The sequence below is a fragment of the Streptomyces seoulensis genome (assembly GCF_004328625.1).
GTDB classification, from domain to species: Bacteria; Actinomycetota; Actinomycetes; order Streptomycetales; family Streptomycetaceae; genus Streptomyces; species Streptomyces seoulensis.
In genome coordinates, this window is sequence record NZ_CP032229.1 from 4,328,650 (window position 1) to 4,345,611 (window position 16,962).

At 71.5% G+C, this 16,962-nt stretch carries 15 protein-coding genes; 14 read left to right on the forward strand and 1 reads right to left on the reverse strand.

Going from position 1 to position 16,962, the window contains the following annotated elements; genetic code table 11:
- Nucleotides 1-74: 74 nt before the first annotated feature.
- Complete coding sequence (locus tag D0Z67_RS20250; protein WP_051887685.1) at nt 75-1,490, forward strand: cation:dicarboxylate symporter family transporter; 1,416 nt, start codon at nt 75-77, stop codon at nt 1,488-1,490.
- Nucleotides 1,491-1,572: 82 nt separating this feature from the next.
- On the opposite strand, the gene D0Z67_RS20255 is transcribed toward D0Z67_RS20250, so the two are convergent.
- Nucleotides 1,573-2,187, reverse strand: a complete 615-nt coding sequence (locus D0Z67_RS20255) for a TetR/AcrR family transcriptional regulator (RefSeq protein WP_199812174.1) — start codon at nt 2,185-2,187, stop codon at nt 1,573-1,575.
- Between the two features lie 131 nt (nt 2,188-2,318).
- Here D0Z67_RS20255 and D0Z67_RS20260 point away from each other — a divergent pair, with 131 nt between their 5' ends.
- From D0Z67_RS20260 to D0Z67_RS20320, 13 genes are all read left to right on the forward strand, one after another.
- Complete coding sequence (locus D0Z67_RS20260) at nt 2,319-4,043, forward strand: MFS transporter (RefSeq protein ID WP_051887664.1); 1,725 nt, start codon at nt 2,319-2,321, stop codon at nt 4,041-4,043.
- Nucleotides 4,044-4,138: 95 nt separating this feature from the next.
- Nucleotides 4,139-4,477 (forward strand): hypothetical protein, encoded by a 339-nt coding sequence (locus D0Z67_RS20265; protein ID WP_131589674.1) that lies wholly within the window; start codon nt 4,139-4,141, stop codon nt 4,475-4,477.
- Nucleotides 4,478-4,529: 52 nt separating this feature from the next.
- On the forward strand, nt 4,530-4,859 hold the full coding sequence (locus D0Z67_RS20270; RefSeq protein WP_031181272.1) for a hypothetical protein: 330 nt from the start codon (nt 4,530-4,532) through the stop codon (nt 4,857-4,859).
- A gap of 22 nt (nt 4,860-4,881) precedes the next feature.
- A complete protein-coding gene (locus tag D0Z67_RS20275) occupies nt 4,882-5,190 on the forward strand; it encodes a pore-forming ESAT-6 family protein (protein ID WP_031181273.1) in 309 nt (102 codons plus the stop codon).
- 59 nt (nt 5,191-5,249) lie between these two features.
- Nucleotides 5,250-5,651: a DUF6507 family protein gene (locus D0Z67_RS20280; RefSeq protein ID WP_031181274.1), complete on the forward strand. Its 402-nt coding sequence runs from the start codon at nt 5,250-5,252 to the stop codon at nt 5,649-5,651.
- On the forward strand, nt 5,648-7,870 hold the full coding sequence (locus D0Z67_RS29950) for a YwqJ-related putative deaminase (protein WP_051887671.1): 2,223 nt from the start codon (nt 5,648-5,650) through the stop codon (nt 7,868-7,870). Before D0Z67_RS20280 ends, D0Z67_RS29950 begins: the two co-directional genes overlap by 4 nt.
- The gene (locus tag D0Z67_RS20290) at nt 7,870-8,241 is read left to right on the forward strand and encodes a toxin-antitoxin system YwqK family antitoxin (protein ID WP_078873302.1); all 372 of its coding nucleotides are present in this window, start codon (nt 7,870-7,872) and stop codon (nt 8,239-8,241) included. The genes D0Z67_RS29950 and D0Z67_RS20290 overlap by 1 nt, the downstream gene beginning before the upstream one ends.
- 85 nt (nt 8,242-8,326) lie before the next feature.
- Nucleotides 8,327-8,578, forward strand: a complete 252-nt coding sequence (locus tag D0Z67_RS20295) for a hypothetical protein (protein WP_031181276.1) — start codon at nt 8,327-8,329, stop codon at nt 8,576-8,578.
- Nucleotides 8,575-9,054, forward strand: a complete 480-nt coding sequence (locus tag D0Z67_RS20300) for a hypothetical protein (protein ID WP_131589675.1) — start codon at nt 8,575-8,577, stop codon at nt 9,052-9,054. The genes D0Z67_RS20295 and D0Z67_RS20300 overlap by 4 nt, the downstream gene beginning before the upstream one ends.
- Nucleotides 9,055-9,106: 52 nt before the next feature.
- Nucleotides 9,107-10,417 carry an EsaB/YukD family protein gene (locus D0Z67_RS20305; RefSeq protein WP_234312741.1) on the forward strand — a complete coding sequence of 437 codons (1,311 nt, stop codon included), beginning with the start codon at nt 9,107-9,109 and terminating at the stop codon, nt 10,415-10,417.
- Nucleotides 10,418-10,433: 16 nt separating this feature from the next.
- Nucleotides 10,434-11,555 (forward strand): nucleotide-binding protein, encoded by a 1,122-nt coding sequence (locus D0Z67_RS20310; RefSeq protein WP_031181279.1) that lies wholly within the window; start codon nt 10,434-10,436, stop codon nt 11,553-11,555.
- The gene (locus tag D0Z67_RS20315; protein ID WP_031181280.1) at nt 11,552-15,559 is read left to right on the forward strand and encodes a type VII secretion protein EccC; all 4,008 of its coding nucleotides are present in this window, start codon (nt 11,552-11,554) and stop codon (nt 15,557-15,559) included. The genes D0Z67_RS20310 and D0Z67_RS20315 overlap by 4 nt, the downstream gene beginning before the upstream one ends.
- Nucleotides 15,556-16,962: a DUF6177 family protein gene (locus D0Z67_RS20320; RefSeq protein ID WP_031181281.1), complete on the forward strand. Its 1,407-nt coding sequence runs from the start codon at nt 15,556-15,558 to the stop codon at nt 16,960-16,962. The genes D0Z67_RS20315 and D0Z67_RS20320 overlap by 4 nt, the downstream gene beginning before the upstream one ends.

Consider the following 16,962-nt stretch of genomic DNA (forward strand, 5'->3'; position numbering starts at 1 on the left):
GTGACCGCCCTCACACGGCGGGAGATAGTCACCGCGATCCCCTGCAACGCCCGGACGTGAGCCGCACGCCGGTCATGCCGACGAAGACGTCAAGGAGAGCAGTCGTGGCCGCCAGCACCCCCGGTACGGCACCAGCCGCCCCCGCCGTGAAGCGGGACCGTACCCATTACCTGTACATCGCCGTCATCGTGGCGGTCGCGCTCGGCATCGCCGTGGGCCTGATCTGGCCCGATGCCGGGGTGGAGCTGAAGCCGCTCGGCACCGGGTTCGTGAACCTGATCAAGATGATGATCTCGCCGGTCATCTTCTGCACGATCGTGCTCGGGATCGGCTCCGTACGGAAGGCCGCGAAGGTCGGCGCGGTCGGCGGCATCGCGCTCGGCTACTTCACCGTGATGTCGCTGGTGGCGCTCGCCATCGGCCTGGTCGTCGGCAACGTGCTGCACCCCGGCGAGGGTCTGCACCTCACCGCCGCGCTGCGCCAGACCGGCCACGCGCAGGTGTCCGCCGACGCGCTGCCCCCGGTGGACTTCGTGCTCTCGATCATCCCGGTCACCTTCGTGTCCGCCTTCACCGAGGGCCAGGTGCTCCAGACCCTGCTGGTCGCGCTGCTCACCGGCTTCGCGCTCCAGGCGCTGGGCGCGGCCGGGCAGCCGGTACTGCGCGGCATCGAGCACATCCAGCGGCTGGTCTTCCGCATCCTGGCCATGGTCATGTGGGCCGCGCCCATCGGCGCGTTCGGCGCGATCGCGGCCGTGGTCGGCTCGTCGGGCATCGACGCGCTCAAGAGCCTCGCGGTGCTGATGTTCGGCTTCTACGTCACCTGCGTGCTGTTCGTCTTCGTGGTGCTCGGCGCGCTGCTGCGGATCGTCTCCGGGCTGAACATCTTCCTGCTGCTGAAGTACCTCGCCCGCGAGTTCCTGCTGATCCTGTCGACGTCGTCCTCGGAGTCCGCGCTGCCGAGGCTCATCGCCAAGCTGGAGCACCTCGGCGTCAGCAAGGCGGTCGTCGGCATCACCGTGCCGACCGGGTACTCCTTCAACCTCGACGGCACCATGATCTACATGACCATGGCGTCCCTCTACATCGCGGACGCGCTCGGCACCCCGATGTCCCTCGGCGAGCAGATCCCGCTGCTGCTGTTCCTGCTGCTGGCGTCCAAGGGCGCGGCGGGCGTCAGCGGCGCCGGCCTCGCCACGCTCGCGGGCGGTCTCCAGTCGCACAAGCCGGCGCTGGTGGACGGGATCGGCCTGGTCGTCGGCATCGACCGCTTCATGAGCGAGGCGCGGGCGCTGACCAACTTCGCGGGCAACTCCGTCGCCACGGTGCTGATCGGTACGTGGACGAAGGAGATCGACCAGGAGCGCGTGCGGCGGGTGCTCGCGGGTGAACTTCCCTTCGACGAGACGACGTTGCTGGACGAGGGACGGGACGAGGAGCGGCCCCCGGCGGCGGAGGAAGAGGGCGGTAAGGAACTCGCCAAGGCGTGACGGGAGTTCCGGCCCCCGTGTGAGGGGCCTTCTGTCGCCGGCCGCCCGACCCCGCCTGAACCGGGGCCGGACGGCCGGTCTTTCACGCCGTCTCGCCCGCCCGCGCCACCAACTCCCGTGCCGTGTCGGCCGGCACGCCCGCCGCCGTGAGCGCGGTGACCGCCGCCGCGTGCCCCGCCTCCTCCGGCGGAAGCAGCCCCTCGTTCACCGCCTCCATGACCGCGAAGAGCAGCTGCTCGTGCACGAAGGCCAGTGCGGCGGCGGGCAGCGGTGAGCTGAACACCCCTTCGTCCAGACCGCGTTGGAGCACCCGTGTCTTCTCCTCACGCAGGGGGGCGAGGCGGTCGCGGATGCCCTGCACGGTGACCGTGCGCTGGGCCAGCGCGATCAGCAGGCGGTAGCGGTCGGCGATCTCCCACACCGCGAGCACGGAACGGGCCACCGCGTCGGCCGGCCCGGCGCCGTCGTCCCGGGCGCACAGGTCCGCGTCGGTCAGCACCTGCACCGCCTCGTCGACGAGCGTGCCGATCAGCGCCTCCCGGCTGGGGAAATGCCCGTACACCGTGCGCCGTACGACACCGGCGGCGCGCGCGATCTGGTCCATCGAGGCGTCCGGGTCGCGCAGCAGCTCGGCGAGGGCGACGTCGAGGATGCGGCGGCGGTTGGTGTCGGCGCGGCTGGTGTTACCCGTGGTCATGGCAGTCATTGTGCACACCTTCTCGACTTGCACGGCAGTGTGCAAGGTCGTACATTGCACATGGTTGTGCAATTGCACGCCGCTGTGCAAGTACCTGTTGTGCCCGCTGTCGAGGAAGGTCAGCCGCTGTCATGCGACTCGTCATGAACGAACCGGTCGAGAGGATGGAGCGCCCGTACGCCCGGCGCTGGTGGGCGCTGCTCGTGCTCTGCCTCAGCCTGCTGATCATCGTGATGGCCAACACCGCCCTCACGGTCGCCGCGCCCGACATGACCCGCGACCTGGGGCTGTCCAGCGCGGACCTGCAGTGGGTCATCGACGGCTACACCGTCCCGTACGCCGCGCTGATGCTGCTGCTGGGTGCGATCGGCGACAAGTACAGCCGGCGCGGGGCGCTCGTCCTCGGCCTCGTCGTCTTCGGCGGCGGCGCGGTGTTCGGCAACCTCGCGGACTCGTCCGCCACGGTCATCGCGGCCCGCGCGGTCATGGGCGTCGGCGCGGCGCTGATCATGCCCGCGACGCTCTCGCTGCTCGCGGCGACCTTCCCGCGCGCCGAGCGGGTCAAGGCGATCACCCTGTGGACCGCGACCGCGGGCCTCGCCATCGCGGCCGGCCCGGTCGTCGCGGGCGCGCTGCTGCGGGACCACGGCTGGGCCTCGACCTTCCTGATCAACGTGCCGGTCGCCGCCGTGGCGATCGTCGGCGCGCTGGTCCTCGTACCGCCGTCCAAGGCGGGCCACCACGACCGTATCGACTACGTCGGCGGCCTGCTCTCGGTCCTCTGGATCGCCGCGCTGGTCTACATGATCATCGAGGGGCCGCACTTCGGGTGGGGCGTCAAGGCGGTGACGGCGGCGGTCGTCGCGGGCGTCGGCCTGATCGCCTTCGTCCTGTGGGAACTGCGCCACCCGCGCCCGGTGCTGGACGTACGCCGCTTCGCCAACCGCCGCTTCGCGGGCTCCAACCTCGCGGTCGCCCTCTTCTTCCTGGCCGTCTTCGGCGCGTTCTACTACCTCACCCAGCACCTCCAGTTCGTCCTCGGCTACGACGCCCTGGAGACCGGCGTCCGCATGCTCCCGCTGGCCGGCGCGGTCTTCGCCGGCTCCGCCCTGACCGGCTACCTCACCCCGCGCGTCGGCATGCGGTGGACGGTCGGCGCGGGCATGGTGGCCGGCACGGTGGCGCTCGCGCTGCTGACGCGGGTGGACGCGGGGTCGACGTACTCCGACTTCGTCCCCTCCCTGGTCATCCTGGGCCTCGCCATCGGCCTCGCCCTCTCCCCCTGCACCGACGCGATCATGGGCGCCTTCCCCGAGTCCGAGCTGGGCGTGGGCGGCGCGGTGAACGACACGTCGCTGGAACTGGGCGGCTCGCTGGGCATCGCGATCCTGGGCTCACTGCTGGCGACGTCGTACGACGACCACCTGACCTCGGCCACCAAGGGCTCCGGCCTCCCGTCCCAGGCCCTCGCCACGGCCCAGGACTCCGTCGGCGCGGGCTACGCCGTGGCCCAGTCCATCGGCGAGAAGGCCCAGTCCCTGGCGGCGAAGGCGGCCGCCGCGACCGACCCGCAGCAGGCCGCCCAACTGAAGCAGCAGGCTTCGTCCTTGGCGACCGGCGCCCATCGGATGGCGGAGGCTGTGGGGGCGTCGTTCTCGGACGCGGTGGCGCATACGAGCCTGATCGGTGCGGTGATCCTCGGGATCGGGACGGTCGTGGTGGCGGTGTTGCTGCCGGGGCGGGAGGGTGTGCCTTCGGGGGAGAAGGGGGAGGGGACTCCGGCTGAGTCCGCTGAGTCCGCCGGCTCCGCCGAGTCCGCCGAGTCCGCCGAGAAGGCTGACGCGACCGCCAACTGACATCTGCTGACGTGCCGCTCCGGGATCGAGGGGGCGGCACGTCGGCGCGTGTGCCACGGCTCGATGAAGTGGCACTCCTCCCCGGCGATGGCGATGTGACGACCCCGGACATCGCCCGGTCCTACAGCGGGTCTCACATGTTCCGGAAAGGGCCGGCCGAGGCGGAGGGGTTCACGCTGGCCGCGATGGAGGGCTTCGGCTGGGACCGTCAGTGGCACAGCGTCTCCACCACCCTGGCGCCCCTGCTCGACCACCCGGACGACGACGGCCCCGACCTCACACCCGCCCTGTGCGCAGCCATGCTGCCCCGACTGCAAGAGATGCTCGACCGGGGCGGCAGTTCAAGCCAACTCGGTGTTTATGCGTTGCACCCGCAACCACCCTCGGTGAGTATGTGTGATGAGATGGGTGGCGGGTGTGGCGTCGGAGGGTGATGGGGCGTCATGACCGCCGACGATCTGGACCACGGGTGCGGGGGGAATCTCCATGAAGTTCGACATGGGGTCGACGACGCTTGCGACGCTGACGAAGAGCACCGTCGGGTCGAGTGACGATCTGGGGTCGCTGATCCACCAGTTGATCGCCGCGGCCCAGCCGTTGGAGGGGAAGTTCAACGGCGAGGGCAAGGCGATGTTCGACTCGTTCAAGCAGCGCGCGGACGAGATCACGGCCGCGCTGAACGGCTCGCTCGCCTCGATCCTGGGCGGCCAGTCCGGGATGGACGGCGCGTTCGCGGGCGGCGACCAGGAGCAGTCCGACAACGCCCACCGGACGATGAGCGCCGCCAACTTCGACGCGGCCCGCTTCCGCGGCTGAACCACGAGGGGGACTTGAGCACATGGGCAACCAGGACCGCCGCTCCTACGACACCGGCGCCTCCGGCGACGTACAGAGCAGCCTTCAGGGAATCATCGGCCGGCTGGAGACCGTGCTCGGCGAGCGCGAGCGCGCGGTGAAGGCCGCGATGGCCGACTACCAGGCCGACGGGGTCTCGGACGAGTACCACGGCAAGGAAGTCCGCTGGCACAAGGCCGCCGGCGAGGTCCGCGACATCATCCAACTGGTGCGCGGCACGCTGGAGAAGAACGACGGCACCGCGCAGGCCACGCTGGCCAAGGCCCGTGCCGCGGTCGACAACATCGGCTGACACGGCGGTGGGAGCCCGTCGGGCAGGTGCTCGACGGGTACGGGGATGAGGGGCATTTCGTGACGGGGTGGGACGTCGATCCGGCCGGGGTGTACAGCGTGCTGTCCAAGGCCGGCACCGCGGCGAAGAGCATGTCGGACACGGGCAGCGCGATGCAGGGCAACCTGGAGGAGGCGGCGTCCGCCGCGGGCACGCTGACCAGCCAGTACGGTCCCTACAGCAGTACGGTCGGGCTCGTCGGCTCGGCGCTGGGACAGTTCGCGCAGGCCTGGGGCCGGGACCTGCTCTACATCGCCAAGCGCACGTCGAAGTCCCTCGACGGGGCTGATCAGGCGACCCGTTGCTATGTCGCCGGGGCGCTGGAGCAGGCGGCGAACGCGCAGCGGGAGGCGGCCAAGGAGCCGAAGGTGGACCTGCCCGGTGAGGGCGGGGGCCACGGGGGAGGCCGGCCGCAGCGATGAGCGACGACGCGAAGCTGATCGACCCGTCCGGCATACCGCACTTCATCGGTGACCTGGGCACGCTGGACACCGACGTGATGCTGCTGACGGCGGACGCGGGCCAGTTCCGCGCCTCCGGGGCGGACGTGCACACCGAGTTCCAGGGGCTGTCGGCGTTCTACGAGGCGCCGGAGGCGGAGCAGTTGTTCGCCACCACGCTTCCGGTGAAGCAGAAGTCCGACGCGTTCGCCGACGACCTGGAGAAGGTCGCCACCGCCCTGTCGGACTACAGCTTCGAGGTCCAGCCGCTGGCGAGGAAGCTGGACACGCTGAAGTCCGACGCCACCGCCTTCGTGAACTCCGTCTCCGGTGACGACGACTGGCGCAAGGACCAGGACAAGGTCGACCACAACAACGACCTGTGGCACGACGTCAACCACACCGTCGCCGCCTTCCAGGACGCCGAACGCACCGCCTACAACAAGATCATGGCCTTGATCGGCGGCACCCGGATGGGCGTCGACGACGGCTCCGGCGGCAAGGACAAGTACGGCTACCGGTCCGAGGACCTCGACCATGCCGAGGCGACGCCCTGGGGAGCGCCCGCCGAGCGGGAGTACGAGGGGTGGGCGTGGCTGGCCCACCAGGGCAAGCAGGTGTGGGACGGCGTCTGGCAGGACGGCGTCATCGGCACGATCCACGGCGTGGGCACCCTGTTCGGCTCGGACGGCTGGGACGCGGCCGGTGAGGCGTGGAAGAACCTGGCCAAGCTGAGCACGGCCTCGGCGCTCACCAGCGTCACGATGGGCGCGTGGTGGCTACTGCCCGAGGACAAGCAGCCGTCCTGGCTGCGCGACTCCCGGAAGGCGTACAAGGAGACGGCCAAGGGCTTCATCGCCTACGACCAGTGGAAGACGAACCCCGCCCGTGCGGCGGGCGCGGTCGGCTTCAACGTACTGACCATCGTCGGCACCGAGGGCGCGGGCAGCGCGGTGAGCGGCGCGGGCAAGGCGGGCGCCGCCGCCCGCACCCTCTCCCTCGCCGGCAAGGTCGGCCGCGCCATCGACCCGATGACCTACGCGGGCAAGGCCGCCAAGTTCGCCTTCGTCCGGGTGGGCGACACCTTCACCACCCTGAAGAACCTCCACACGGGCGCGTACGCGGACATGGCCGACCTGGGCGGGAGGTATGCGCCGGCGGAGCATCCGGTGGGGGTGGGGGAGCGGCCGGTTTCTGTGCCGGAGAGTGCTGTTGAGTACGTGGATGCGCGGGGCAGGTCTGTTTACCTGACCGAGGACGGCCACGTACTGAATGCGGACGGCAGCGTGCGCCAGAACCCTGACCACGCCATGGTGGAACCCTCGGCCAATGACCGAAGTGGGCTGAACGTCCATGCCCATGCTGGACACGACAACCATTCGGCGCATGGCGCCGAGTCGAGCGAACGTTCTGCTGTGCAGGCCCATGCCGGACGCGACGAGGCTGCTCACGGTGTCGGCAGCGCCGACGGCTCACACTTTTCCTCATCCAAACCGTCAGTCGGCGACGGCCCACACTCTCTCGATCATCATCACGTCCATCATCCATCACTCGGTGACGAACATCCGCCGGATTCGATGCATGCGGACCTCGAGAGCGCACCCCTTCCGGGTCACGGCAATAAAATTCTCGTTGAACTCCCCGAGACACGAGTGAGGCGAGTGAACGGCCTGATTACACACGTCGACGGCCAACCTGCCAGTGATTACCTCGACGGGTTGTCCCAGCGACGTGGCGCGGCCTACCTGGCAGCGAAGGAAGCCGGGACCTTTCCGCGCAAGCAGGCTGGCGCGTGTGTGGGTGCCGTGATCGACTTGCGCACGGGTGAGGTCGTCGAAGGGCTTAATGGCAAGCCCGGCAACGTGATCCCCGTCGATCAGCTCCACCCGACGCTGGCTGCCCGTTACGAGGAAATTCGTGCGCAGCCTCCGCACGAGGACCATCCGCTGGGCCATGCGGAGGTGAAGGCGGCCAACGCGCTACTCTGGGAGCGCGCTAAACGTGGCATGCCTGACGGTGAAGAAGCGCTGCACGAGATGCGGGCCTCCGTCGTATTCCCTTACCTTGCGGACAGGGTGACGGGGGTTCAAGGCAGGTCGGCGCCATTCTGTGCGAACTGCAATCACATGCTCAGGGGGGTGCCTAGCAGCCACGGGCGATTTACCGGGTACCCGCCGAGTGACGAGAATTGGATTCCTTAATGAGTGATATCCCTAGAATCGACATCGACGACCCCGACGTTGATATGGACGATGCGCAGCGACTGCTTTATCGCGGCAATCTATTCACGGGCGAGGTGACTGAACATCTTGCTGGCAAGCTCGTCAGTTTGGATGCCTATGCTGACGGATTGCTGAATGGTTTGTCGCAGGAATGGTACAAGGATGGAACTCTCCGATCCGAAGGTCTCGTACGCAGTGGCCTGCCTCGCGGAGAACACCGAGAGTGGCACCCGAACGGGGTCTTGGCGTCGTTGAAGATCTTCGACGAGGACGGCCTCACGCTCAGAGGCGACTTCGAATGGGATGAAGAAGGTAGGCCGACGCGTCAGTGGCGGCTGAAAGACGGCTGAGGGAATTCCTTGTCGGACGCCGTCCTGGATTTCGACACCAGCCATTCGTGTCACTTGAGGGCTTGTCACCGGAAGGAGCCTGCCCATGTCGGCCCATGACTACGACAGTCAGCTTCTCGAATCCGTTGCCGTGCGGCGGCGGCGGTTGCGAGATGCTGCGTTGTTCGGGGGGCAGCGGCAGCGGCGTACCGTCGATGAGCGGCTGGGGAAGGTGTTCGCGGGGCTGGTGATCGGTGCCGTGCTCTGTGCCGGGTGCGTGGGGTGGTCGTTCGTGTCGCACCGGGTACTGCCCGCGACCACCGCGCCCGCCCCCACCAGCACCTCGTCCCCGCAGTGAACGTGGAACCGGACCTGCATAGCTGGGCCGTCGGCGAGAGGCGCAACGTCCTTGATCTGGCGGACGTGCTCGGAGTGTCCCCCGAGGTGTACCTAGCCGAACCGGCGAGTCTCGTCCCCGCCCCTCAGGACTACGTCTCGCGCGCCCCTCTAGAGGAGTTCGAGCAGGCCGACTGGATCACCCTGCATGCCGACCTGATGTCGTACGTCGCGGACTACGCCATCAGAAAGCACGGCGCCCGGTGGAATGTCGCCGACGACCCGACGGCACCGCGCGGATACCGCTATGTCGTCGAGGCCATCGGACGAGACGGGCAGACCCGGCAACTCGGTCCGCTCCGAGCGGTGGCTCGGGAGATCGTAGACCTTCCCATCGAGATCACCCGCATGCTGGCCGGCGCCGAGCTGACCCTCGGACTGGCCTCAGGGGTGCTGCCCGCCACGCACTCGCCCACCGGGCCGACCACCACTCGGTGATAAGTTCGAACGCGTGCTATCTACGGGGACATCGAGCCGTACGGGACCGGCGTTGAGCCGGGTCACTCTGGTCGGTGGGCGGCGGCGGGTCGATCTGGTCCTTCCTTCGCGGGAGCCGGTCGGGCGGCTGCTTCCCGAGGTGATGCGCCTGCTGGACGACCAGGTCGGTACGCGACCGCAAACGCGGCATCTGGTCGCCGGCGACGGCAGTGTCCTGGAGCCGGACGCCACCCTGGAGTCGGCGGCCGTGGCCGACGGCGCGGTGCTGCGGCTCGTGCGCGTGGAGGACGCCCCCTCGGCGCCCGTCGTCCACGATGTGACCGACGAGGCCGCCGACGATCTCGACGCTAGGGCCTGGCGCTGGACCCCCGCCGCGCGACGGGTCGTCGCCGGGGCCGCCACGGTCGCCTGGGCCCTCGCCGCGTCCGCCCTCGCCCGGCAGGAGTTCGCGGCACAGACCGTGGGAACCGCACTGGTCGTCCTCGCCGTACTCGGCGCGGCCTCAGGGGCCGTCGCCGGACGGGCCGGAGCGCGCGGGCTCGCCGCCACCCTCGTCGTCACCGGCGGTGCCCTCGGCGTCTTCGGTGTCTGGACTCTCGGGGACGCCCACGCCTGGTCGGGCCCGGCCCGGCTCGCCGGTGTCACGGGCGTGACGGCCGGAACGCTGCTGCTGCTCGGCCGGTGTACGTCCCTCGGGCGGGCCGGACTTTTCGGTGCGGCCGCGCTCGCGGGCGGTGGCGTCTGCTGGGAGGCCGCCCTCCTCTTCCAGCCGGCCGCCCGCTCCGGGGCGCTGCTCGCCGTGGTGTCCGTGGTCGTGCTGGGACTGCTGCCCAGGTGCGCGCTGATGGCCTCGGGCCTCACGGGGCTCGACGACCGCCGTTCCGGCGGGGTCTCCGTGAGCCGGTATCAGGTGTCGGCCGCGCTCGCCGCCGCGCACCGGGGCCTCGCGCTGGCGACGGTCGTGACCGCGGCCTCCGCCGCCGTCGCCGGGGCGCTCGCGCTGCTTACGGTCTCGCTCTGGACGGTGCTGCTCGCGATGGCCGTCGCGCTGGTACTGGGCCTGCGGGCGCGGGCGTACCCCCTGGTCCCCGAGGTCGCGGCGCTGCTCGTGGCCGCTTCGGCCGTGCTGCTCCGGCTGGCCTGGGTGTGGCAGGAGCGGTCGGACACGGCCGCTCCGCTCGCCGTACCGGTGGCGCTGGCGCTCGTACCGCTCGCCGTCCTCGTCGTCCAGCCGCCCGAACATGTACGGGTACGGCTGCGCCGGCTCGGCGACATGACGGAGTCCATCGGGGTGATCGCGCTGTTCCCGCTCCTGATGGGCGTCTTCGGGGTGTACGGGCGGCTGCTCGGCACGTTCGCGTGAGCGGGAGGCGGCAGGCATGACCCGGCCCCAGGACGGCTGGCAGGACGATGTGTTGCGCGAACTGCGAAGTGACATCTCCCCGCCGAGCCCGGCAGCGGCAGCGGAGACGGCCGAGACCTCCGTGGACGGCAGCACCGGACCCGAGGCACCGCCGACGGAGGTGCGGCCGAACACGTCCCCCGTCCTCCGTGCCCCCACCGCCCTCTCCCGACCCCTCCCCACCCCCGAGTCCGTCCCGACCATCGACCCCCGCCTCGCCGTCGCCCTGGGCAAGCCGCAGCACGGGGACTCCGTCACCCGGCGCACCGGGCGCGCGATGCGGCGGCTGACCGCGTCCGCCTCGCAGGAGGTCGCGGAGGAGACGCGGATCGCGCAGGAGCTGCAGCAGCCGGTGACGACCGGCCGAGTGATCGCCGTGACCTCGATCCGGGGCGGAGTCGGCAAGACGACGACCGCCGCGCTGCTCGCCCGCTCCCTCCACCACTACCGGCACGACCCGGTGCTGGCGCTGGAGGCGGACGCCGCGCTCGGCACGCTGCCCGTGCGGATGGGCGCGGAGTCGGTGCGCTGGTCGTGTGCCGAACTCGCCCACATCCTCACCCCGTCGATGCAGCTCACCGACATCACCGGCTATCTGGTGCCCGTCCCGGACGGCGGCTGGCTGCTGCCCGCGAGCCAGGGACGGGTCGGCGCGCCCCTGGAGACACGGGTCTACCTCAAGGTGACGCAGGCGCTGCGCCGGTACTTCGCCGTCACCGTGGTGGACTGCGAGACGCTGCCCGCCGAAGTGGCCCGCGCCGCGATGGACACCGCCCATGCCCGTGTCGTCGTCGCGCCGCTCACCGCCGAGGGAGTGGACGGCACCCGGGTCGTCCTCGACTGGCTGGGCCGGCTTCCGCACGACGCCCTCACCTCCACCACCGTCGCCCTCACCTCCGGCACACCCGACATGAACCTCGATCTGAAGACGGCCACGGCGCATCTGCGCGAGACAGGGGTCACCATCGTGCACCTGCCCTACGACCGGCATCTCGCGGCCGGCGGACCCATCCGCGCGGAGCTGCTCGCGTCCGCCACCCGTGGCGCGGCCACGCGGCTGGCGGCGGAGGCTCTCGGGCGGGCGGTGCGGGTCCGTTGACGCAGCATCTGGTCCACCGGCCGGCCCGCGCCACCCGCCCGCTGCCCGAGACCGGGGCGCGGACCATCGAACCGCCGCCCAACCTGCCCGAGGGCAAGACGGGCGGCGCGGCCACCGCGCTGCTGCCCATGACCGGTGTCATGGGGTCCGTGGTGATGATGACCGTCATCCGGTCCAGCCAGTTCGCGGGCCTCGGCGCGGTCGTGCTCGTCATCGCGCTGCTGGGCGCGGTGGCGCTGTTCCTGTCACAGCGCGGCAAGGCCCAGCGCCAGCGCAGGGTGCAGCGCGAACGGTATCTGGAGTACCTGGAGGAACTGCGCGAGGAGCTCGGCGCGGCGGAACGGGCCCGTCGGCAGGCGGCCCGGGAACTCAGCCCGCCGCCCGCGGCCCTGTACGACCTGCTGCGCGACCCGGCCCGGCTGTGGGAACGGCGTCGCGCGGACGCGGACTTCCTGCGGGTGCGGGTGGGCGTCGGCGATGTGCCGGTGCAGGACATCGTGGTCGGTCAGAACACGGCGGGCGGCGTGCTCACCCCGCCGGACCCGTTCATGCTCAACGAGGCGCGCGCGCTCCAGGCCCGCTTCACCACGTCGGCCGGCCATCCGCTGACGGTGCCGCTGGACCGGGTGGGCGACGTGAGCGTGGTCGGCGACCGCGAGGGCGTACTGCGCGTCGCGCGGGCGCTCCTCGTGCAGGCCGCGGTGACCCACGCCCCGGACGACCTGGCGCTGGGGCTCGGTGTGCCCGGTGAGCGCCTGGCGGAGTGGGAGTGGGCCAAGTGGCTGCCGCACGTCCTCGACACCGGCGCGGACGACGGCCCCGTCGCCGCCCGCCGGATCGCGCCGGACATGACCCGGTTGGCCCGGGTCCTCGACGCCGACCTGAAGAAGCGCGCCTCCTACGCGGCCGAGGTGCGCCGCGGTCTCGCCGACCGTACGGCGCTCGCCCTTGGCAGCCGTCTGCTCGTGGTGAGCGACGAGTACGGGCACAACGCGGCCGAACTCCCGCGACCGGACTCTGCCGTGGCCCTCTCCGACATGGGCGTGACGGTCCTGCACCTGCTCGCCGAGCAGGTGCAGGAGCCCGGTGACGTGGCGGTGCGGATCGTCGTCGACGAGGACCGGGTCGTGGTCGAGGACCTGCGGGGCGAGCGGGTCGTACGCGTCGCCGGCACCCTGGACCCGGTCGGCGAAGCCGAGGCCGAGGGGCTCGCCCGGATGCTGGCGCCGCTCCGGCTCTCCCCGGAGTCGTCCGCGGAGGGCGCCCCGGTGTCGGGGCCGGTGGACTTCCCGTATCTGCTCGGCATCGACGACCCGGCGGCGCTCGACCTGCCTCGGCAGTGGGCGCCGCGCGGGGAGCGCGACTTCCTGCGGGTGCCGATCGGGCTGGACGACCGGCACCGGCCGGTCCTGCTCGACCTGAAGGAGTCGTCGGAACTCGGCATGGGGCCGCACGGTCTCTGCGTGGGCTCGACGGGCTCCGGCAAGAGCGAGCTGCTGCGCACCCTCGTGCTCGCGCTGGTGACGACACACCCGCCCGAGGACCTGGCCATGGTGCTGGTCGACTACAAGGGCGGCGCCACCTTCGCACCGTTCGCGGGGCTGCCCCACGTGTCGGGTGTCATCACCAACCTGGAGAACCAGGCCGATCTGGTGGAGCGCGTCCACACCTCGCTGGCCGGCGAGATCAAGCGGCGCCAGCAGGTCCTGGCGGACGCCGGGAACATCGCGGACATCGGGCACTACCGTTCGCTGCGCGAGACCTCCCGCCCGGATCTCGAACCCCTTCCACATCTGTTCGTCGTGATCGACGAGTTCGGTGAACTCCTCACCGCCAAACCGGACTTCATCGACCTGTTTCTCTCCATCGGCCGGATCGGCCGTTCCATCGGCGTACACCTGCTGCTGTCGAGTCAGCGCATCGAGAGTGGCAGGCTGAAGGGTCTGGAGACCTATCTGTCGTACCGGCTCGGGCTGCGCACCTTCTCGGCGGACGAGTCGCGTACGGTCCTGGACACCCCGGACGCCTTCAACCTGCCGCCGCTGCCCGGCTTCGGCTATCTGAAGGTCGACACCTCCACCTACACGCGCTTCAAGGCCGGGTTCGTCTCCGGCGCGTACCGGGGGCCGCTCCGGCCGGACGCGGTGGCCGACGAGAAGCCCTCGGCATGGCCCTACCCGGCGTACAACACGCTGGACGCACAAGCCGGTTCGGAACGCGAGGACCAGCCGGCCGCTTCCCGCGAGCGGGAGACCGGGCCCACCGTGCTGTCCGTCGTGGTGGACCGGCTGACCGGTGCCGGACAGCCGGTGCGCCGGATCTGGCTGCCGCCCCTGCCCGACGCGCTGACGCTCACGGAAGCGGCCGGACCGGTACGGGCGTCGGGCGAGGGGACGCGACTCGCCTCGGTGGACGGGCCGTTGAGGGTCCCCCTCGGCGTGCTGGACGATCCGGCGCGGCAGTGGCAGAGCAGATGGGTGCACGACCTGAACACCGCCGGCGGCCACACCGCCGTCATCGGCGGTCCCCAGTCCGGCAAGACCACGCTGCTGCGCACCCTGGCCCTCTCGCTGGCCGTCACGCACACCCCGCGCGATGTCGCGGTCTACGGGCTCGACCTGGCCGGCGGTGGCCTCGGCGCGCTCGCCGGACTGCCGCACGTCGGCGGTATCGCCGGCCGGGCCGACCACGAACGCGCCGCCCGCACGGTCGCCGAGGTGCGCGCCATGCTCACCGAGCGGGAGGCGGTCCTCCGCGAGCGCGGCATCGACTCCGTCGACCAGCTCCGGGCCCTGCGCGCCAGGGGCGAACTGCCCGAACTGGGCTCCACCGACGTGGTGCTGCTCATCGACGGGTTCGGCGCGCTGCGGGACGAGTTCGCCGAGCTGGACGAGCCGGTGGCCGACCTCCTCAAGCGGGGTGGCGGCTACGGCATCCACGTCGTGGCGGGCATGCTCCGCTGGAACGACGTACGCATCGCCACGCAGTCGATGTTCGGCAGCCGGATCGAGCTGCGGCTGAACGACCCCGCCGACTCCTCCGTGGACCGCAAGCTCTCCGAGACCCTGCCCGCGGGCATCCCCGGCCGGGCCCTCACCGACGGCAAGCTGTTCGCCCAGACCGCCCTGCCGAGGCTCGACGCGACCGCCTCGGCGACCGGCCTGGGTCCGGCCCTGGAAGCCGCCGTACGTTCCATCCGGGCTACCTGGCACGGTGAATCCGCCGCCCCCGTACGGGTGTTGCCCACCCGCCTGCCCGCGCAGCGCCTGCCCGGCCCGGACAAGGAGCCGCGCGCGGTGCCGATCGGGGTCGACCAGGAGTCCCTGGCCCCGGTCGTGCTGGACCTGTTCGGCACCGACCAGCACCTGCTGGTCCTCGGGGACAACGAGTGCGGCCGGACGAACCTGCTCCGCCTGATCTCCGGCGCACTCGTCGAGCGGTACGGCGAGGACGAGCTGGTGTTCGCGGTCTTCGACCCCCGGCGGGGTCTGCGCCGCGCGGTGCCGGAACCGTACCGGGGCGGTTACGCGCACAACGCCGCGCTCTCCCTCGCGCTGGCGACCGGCATCGAGGCCGAGCTGGCCAAGCGCCTCCCGGACACCGTCGACCCCGACGCCATGACCGACGAGCCCGGCTTCACCGGCCCGCGCATCGTGATCCTGGTCGACGACTACGACGTCCTCACCGCGGCGGGCTCGCAGCCCCTCGCGCCGTTCCTGCCGTACATCTCCGCCGCCCAGGACATCGGACTCCACTTCGTCGTCGCCCGCCGCGTCGCGGGCGCCTCGCGTGCCCTGTACGACCCGGTGCTGACAGCGCTGCGCGAGACCGGCGCCACGGCACTCGTGATGACGGGCGACCGGACGGAGGGCCAGCTCTTCCCCGGTCTGTACGCCTCCGCGCAGCCGCCGGGCCGGGGCACGCTGGTGCGCCGGGGCCGCCGCCATCAGCTCGTCCAGACGGCCCTCGCGGCGGAGAGCCGGCCCGGGGAGGCACCGGCGTGACCAAGGACGTCATCGCGCTCACCCCGAAGATGCCCGACACCGGTGCCCTGCTGGCCGCGCTGCACGCGGGCGGACCCGAGCTGGGCCTCACCGCCACGGACGACGGCGCGGTCCTCCAGCTCTGCACCGCGGACGGACGCCCGCTGGTCTCGGTGGAGGCCCCGCTGCTCGTCCACACCCCCGGCGAGGCGGAGCGTCTGCTCGGCTCGCCGGCCGGGGTGCCCGCACCGCCGTACTGGTGGACGGAGACCCGGGCGTCCACGGCGGTCCCCGCCGCCGAGTCCCTCGCGGGCTCGGTGTGCGGACGCCTGACGATGCTCCTCGGCGGTACCACCTGGCCGCCCGGGGCCGGCCACACCGCCCGCGTGACGACGCCCGACGAAGGGGCTCGCCCGTCGGCGGCCTCCGCTCCCGTCCTGCCCGTCGTCGACGTACTGACCGACTCCACGGCGGTGGTCCTGGCGGACCGACCCGTCGTCCCCCTCACCGCGTGGCTCTCGGACCTCCTGCGCGCCACGACCCGGTCGGACCGCGCGTTCCACCTCGTCACCCCGCCGCACGTCCGGCTGACGCTGCCGCTGCGCACCGCGCTCGGCGGCACCCCCAACCGGTGGGTGGTCCAGGACCCCGCGGGCGGCTATCACGACGGCCTGTCCGGCGTCCGGCTCGCCTGGCGCGACGGTACGTTCGCCCCGTTCGGCACCGAGGCCGCCGACGCGTTCACCTCGCGGGTGACGCCCGACGGACACCGGCAGCTCACCGTCTCCTTCCGCACCGTGCACGCGCCCGACGCCGGTCTGGAGCTGGGCGGCGCGCTCGAAGCCGCCTGGCGGCATCTCACCGGCGCACCCCCCGCCGGCTGGGGCACCGCGGAGCCGGTGAACCTGCCCTGGTCGCGCCGTCAGCTGACCGAGGCGGCCCGCGACCGGGCACCCGCACCGGCCCACCTCGTCGTCATCGGCACCCCCGAACGCCCCGCCATCGCCACGCACCGCGTCACCCGCACCACCGCAGGAGTGGCCGAGGACACCACCCTGACCCTCGGGTACACCGCCCCCGACGAGGTCCCCCTCGACGTCCTGGAGGCCCTGGCCGAGAAGCTGGTCACCGAACACGGCCTGACCACCATGCTCACCACCCTGCGCCGGGCCCGCGCCGACCTCACCCTGCCGCCCCACCTGGAGCCCCCGCCCCTGCCCGTCGCCTTCACCCTCGGCGCGCGCGACATACGGACCATCGGCCTCACCCACGCCCGCCGCCCGCCCCTGGCCGTGCGGCCCCGGCAGCTCGGACCGGCGACCGCCCCGGCGCTCCACTACCCCCTGGGCGACGGAACCGACGCCGCCGCCTGGACGGCGCTCCAGGTGCTCTCCGACCACCTCAAGGCCGGTTCCCCCGCCTGA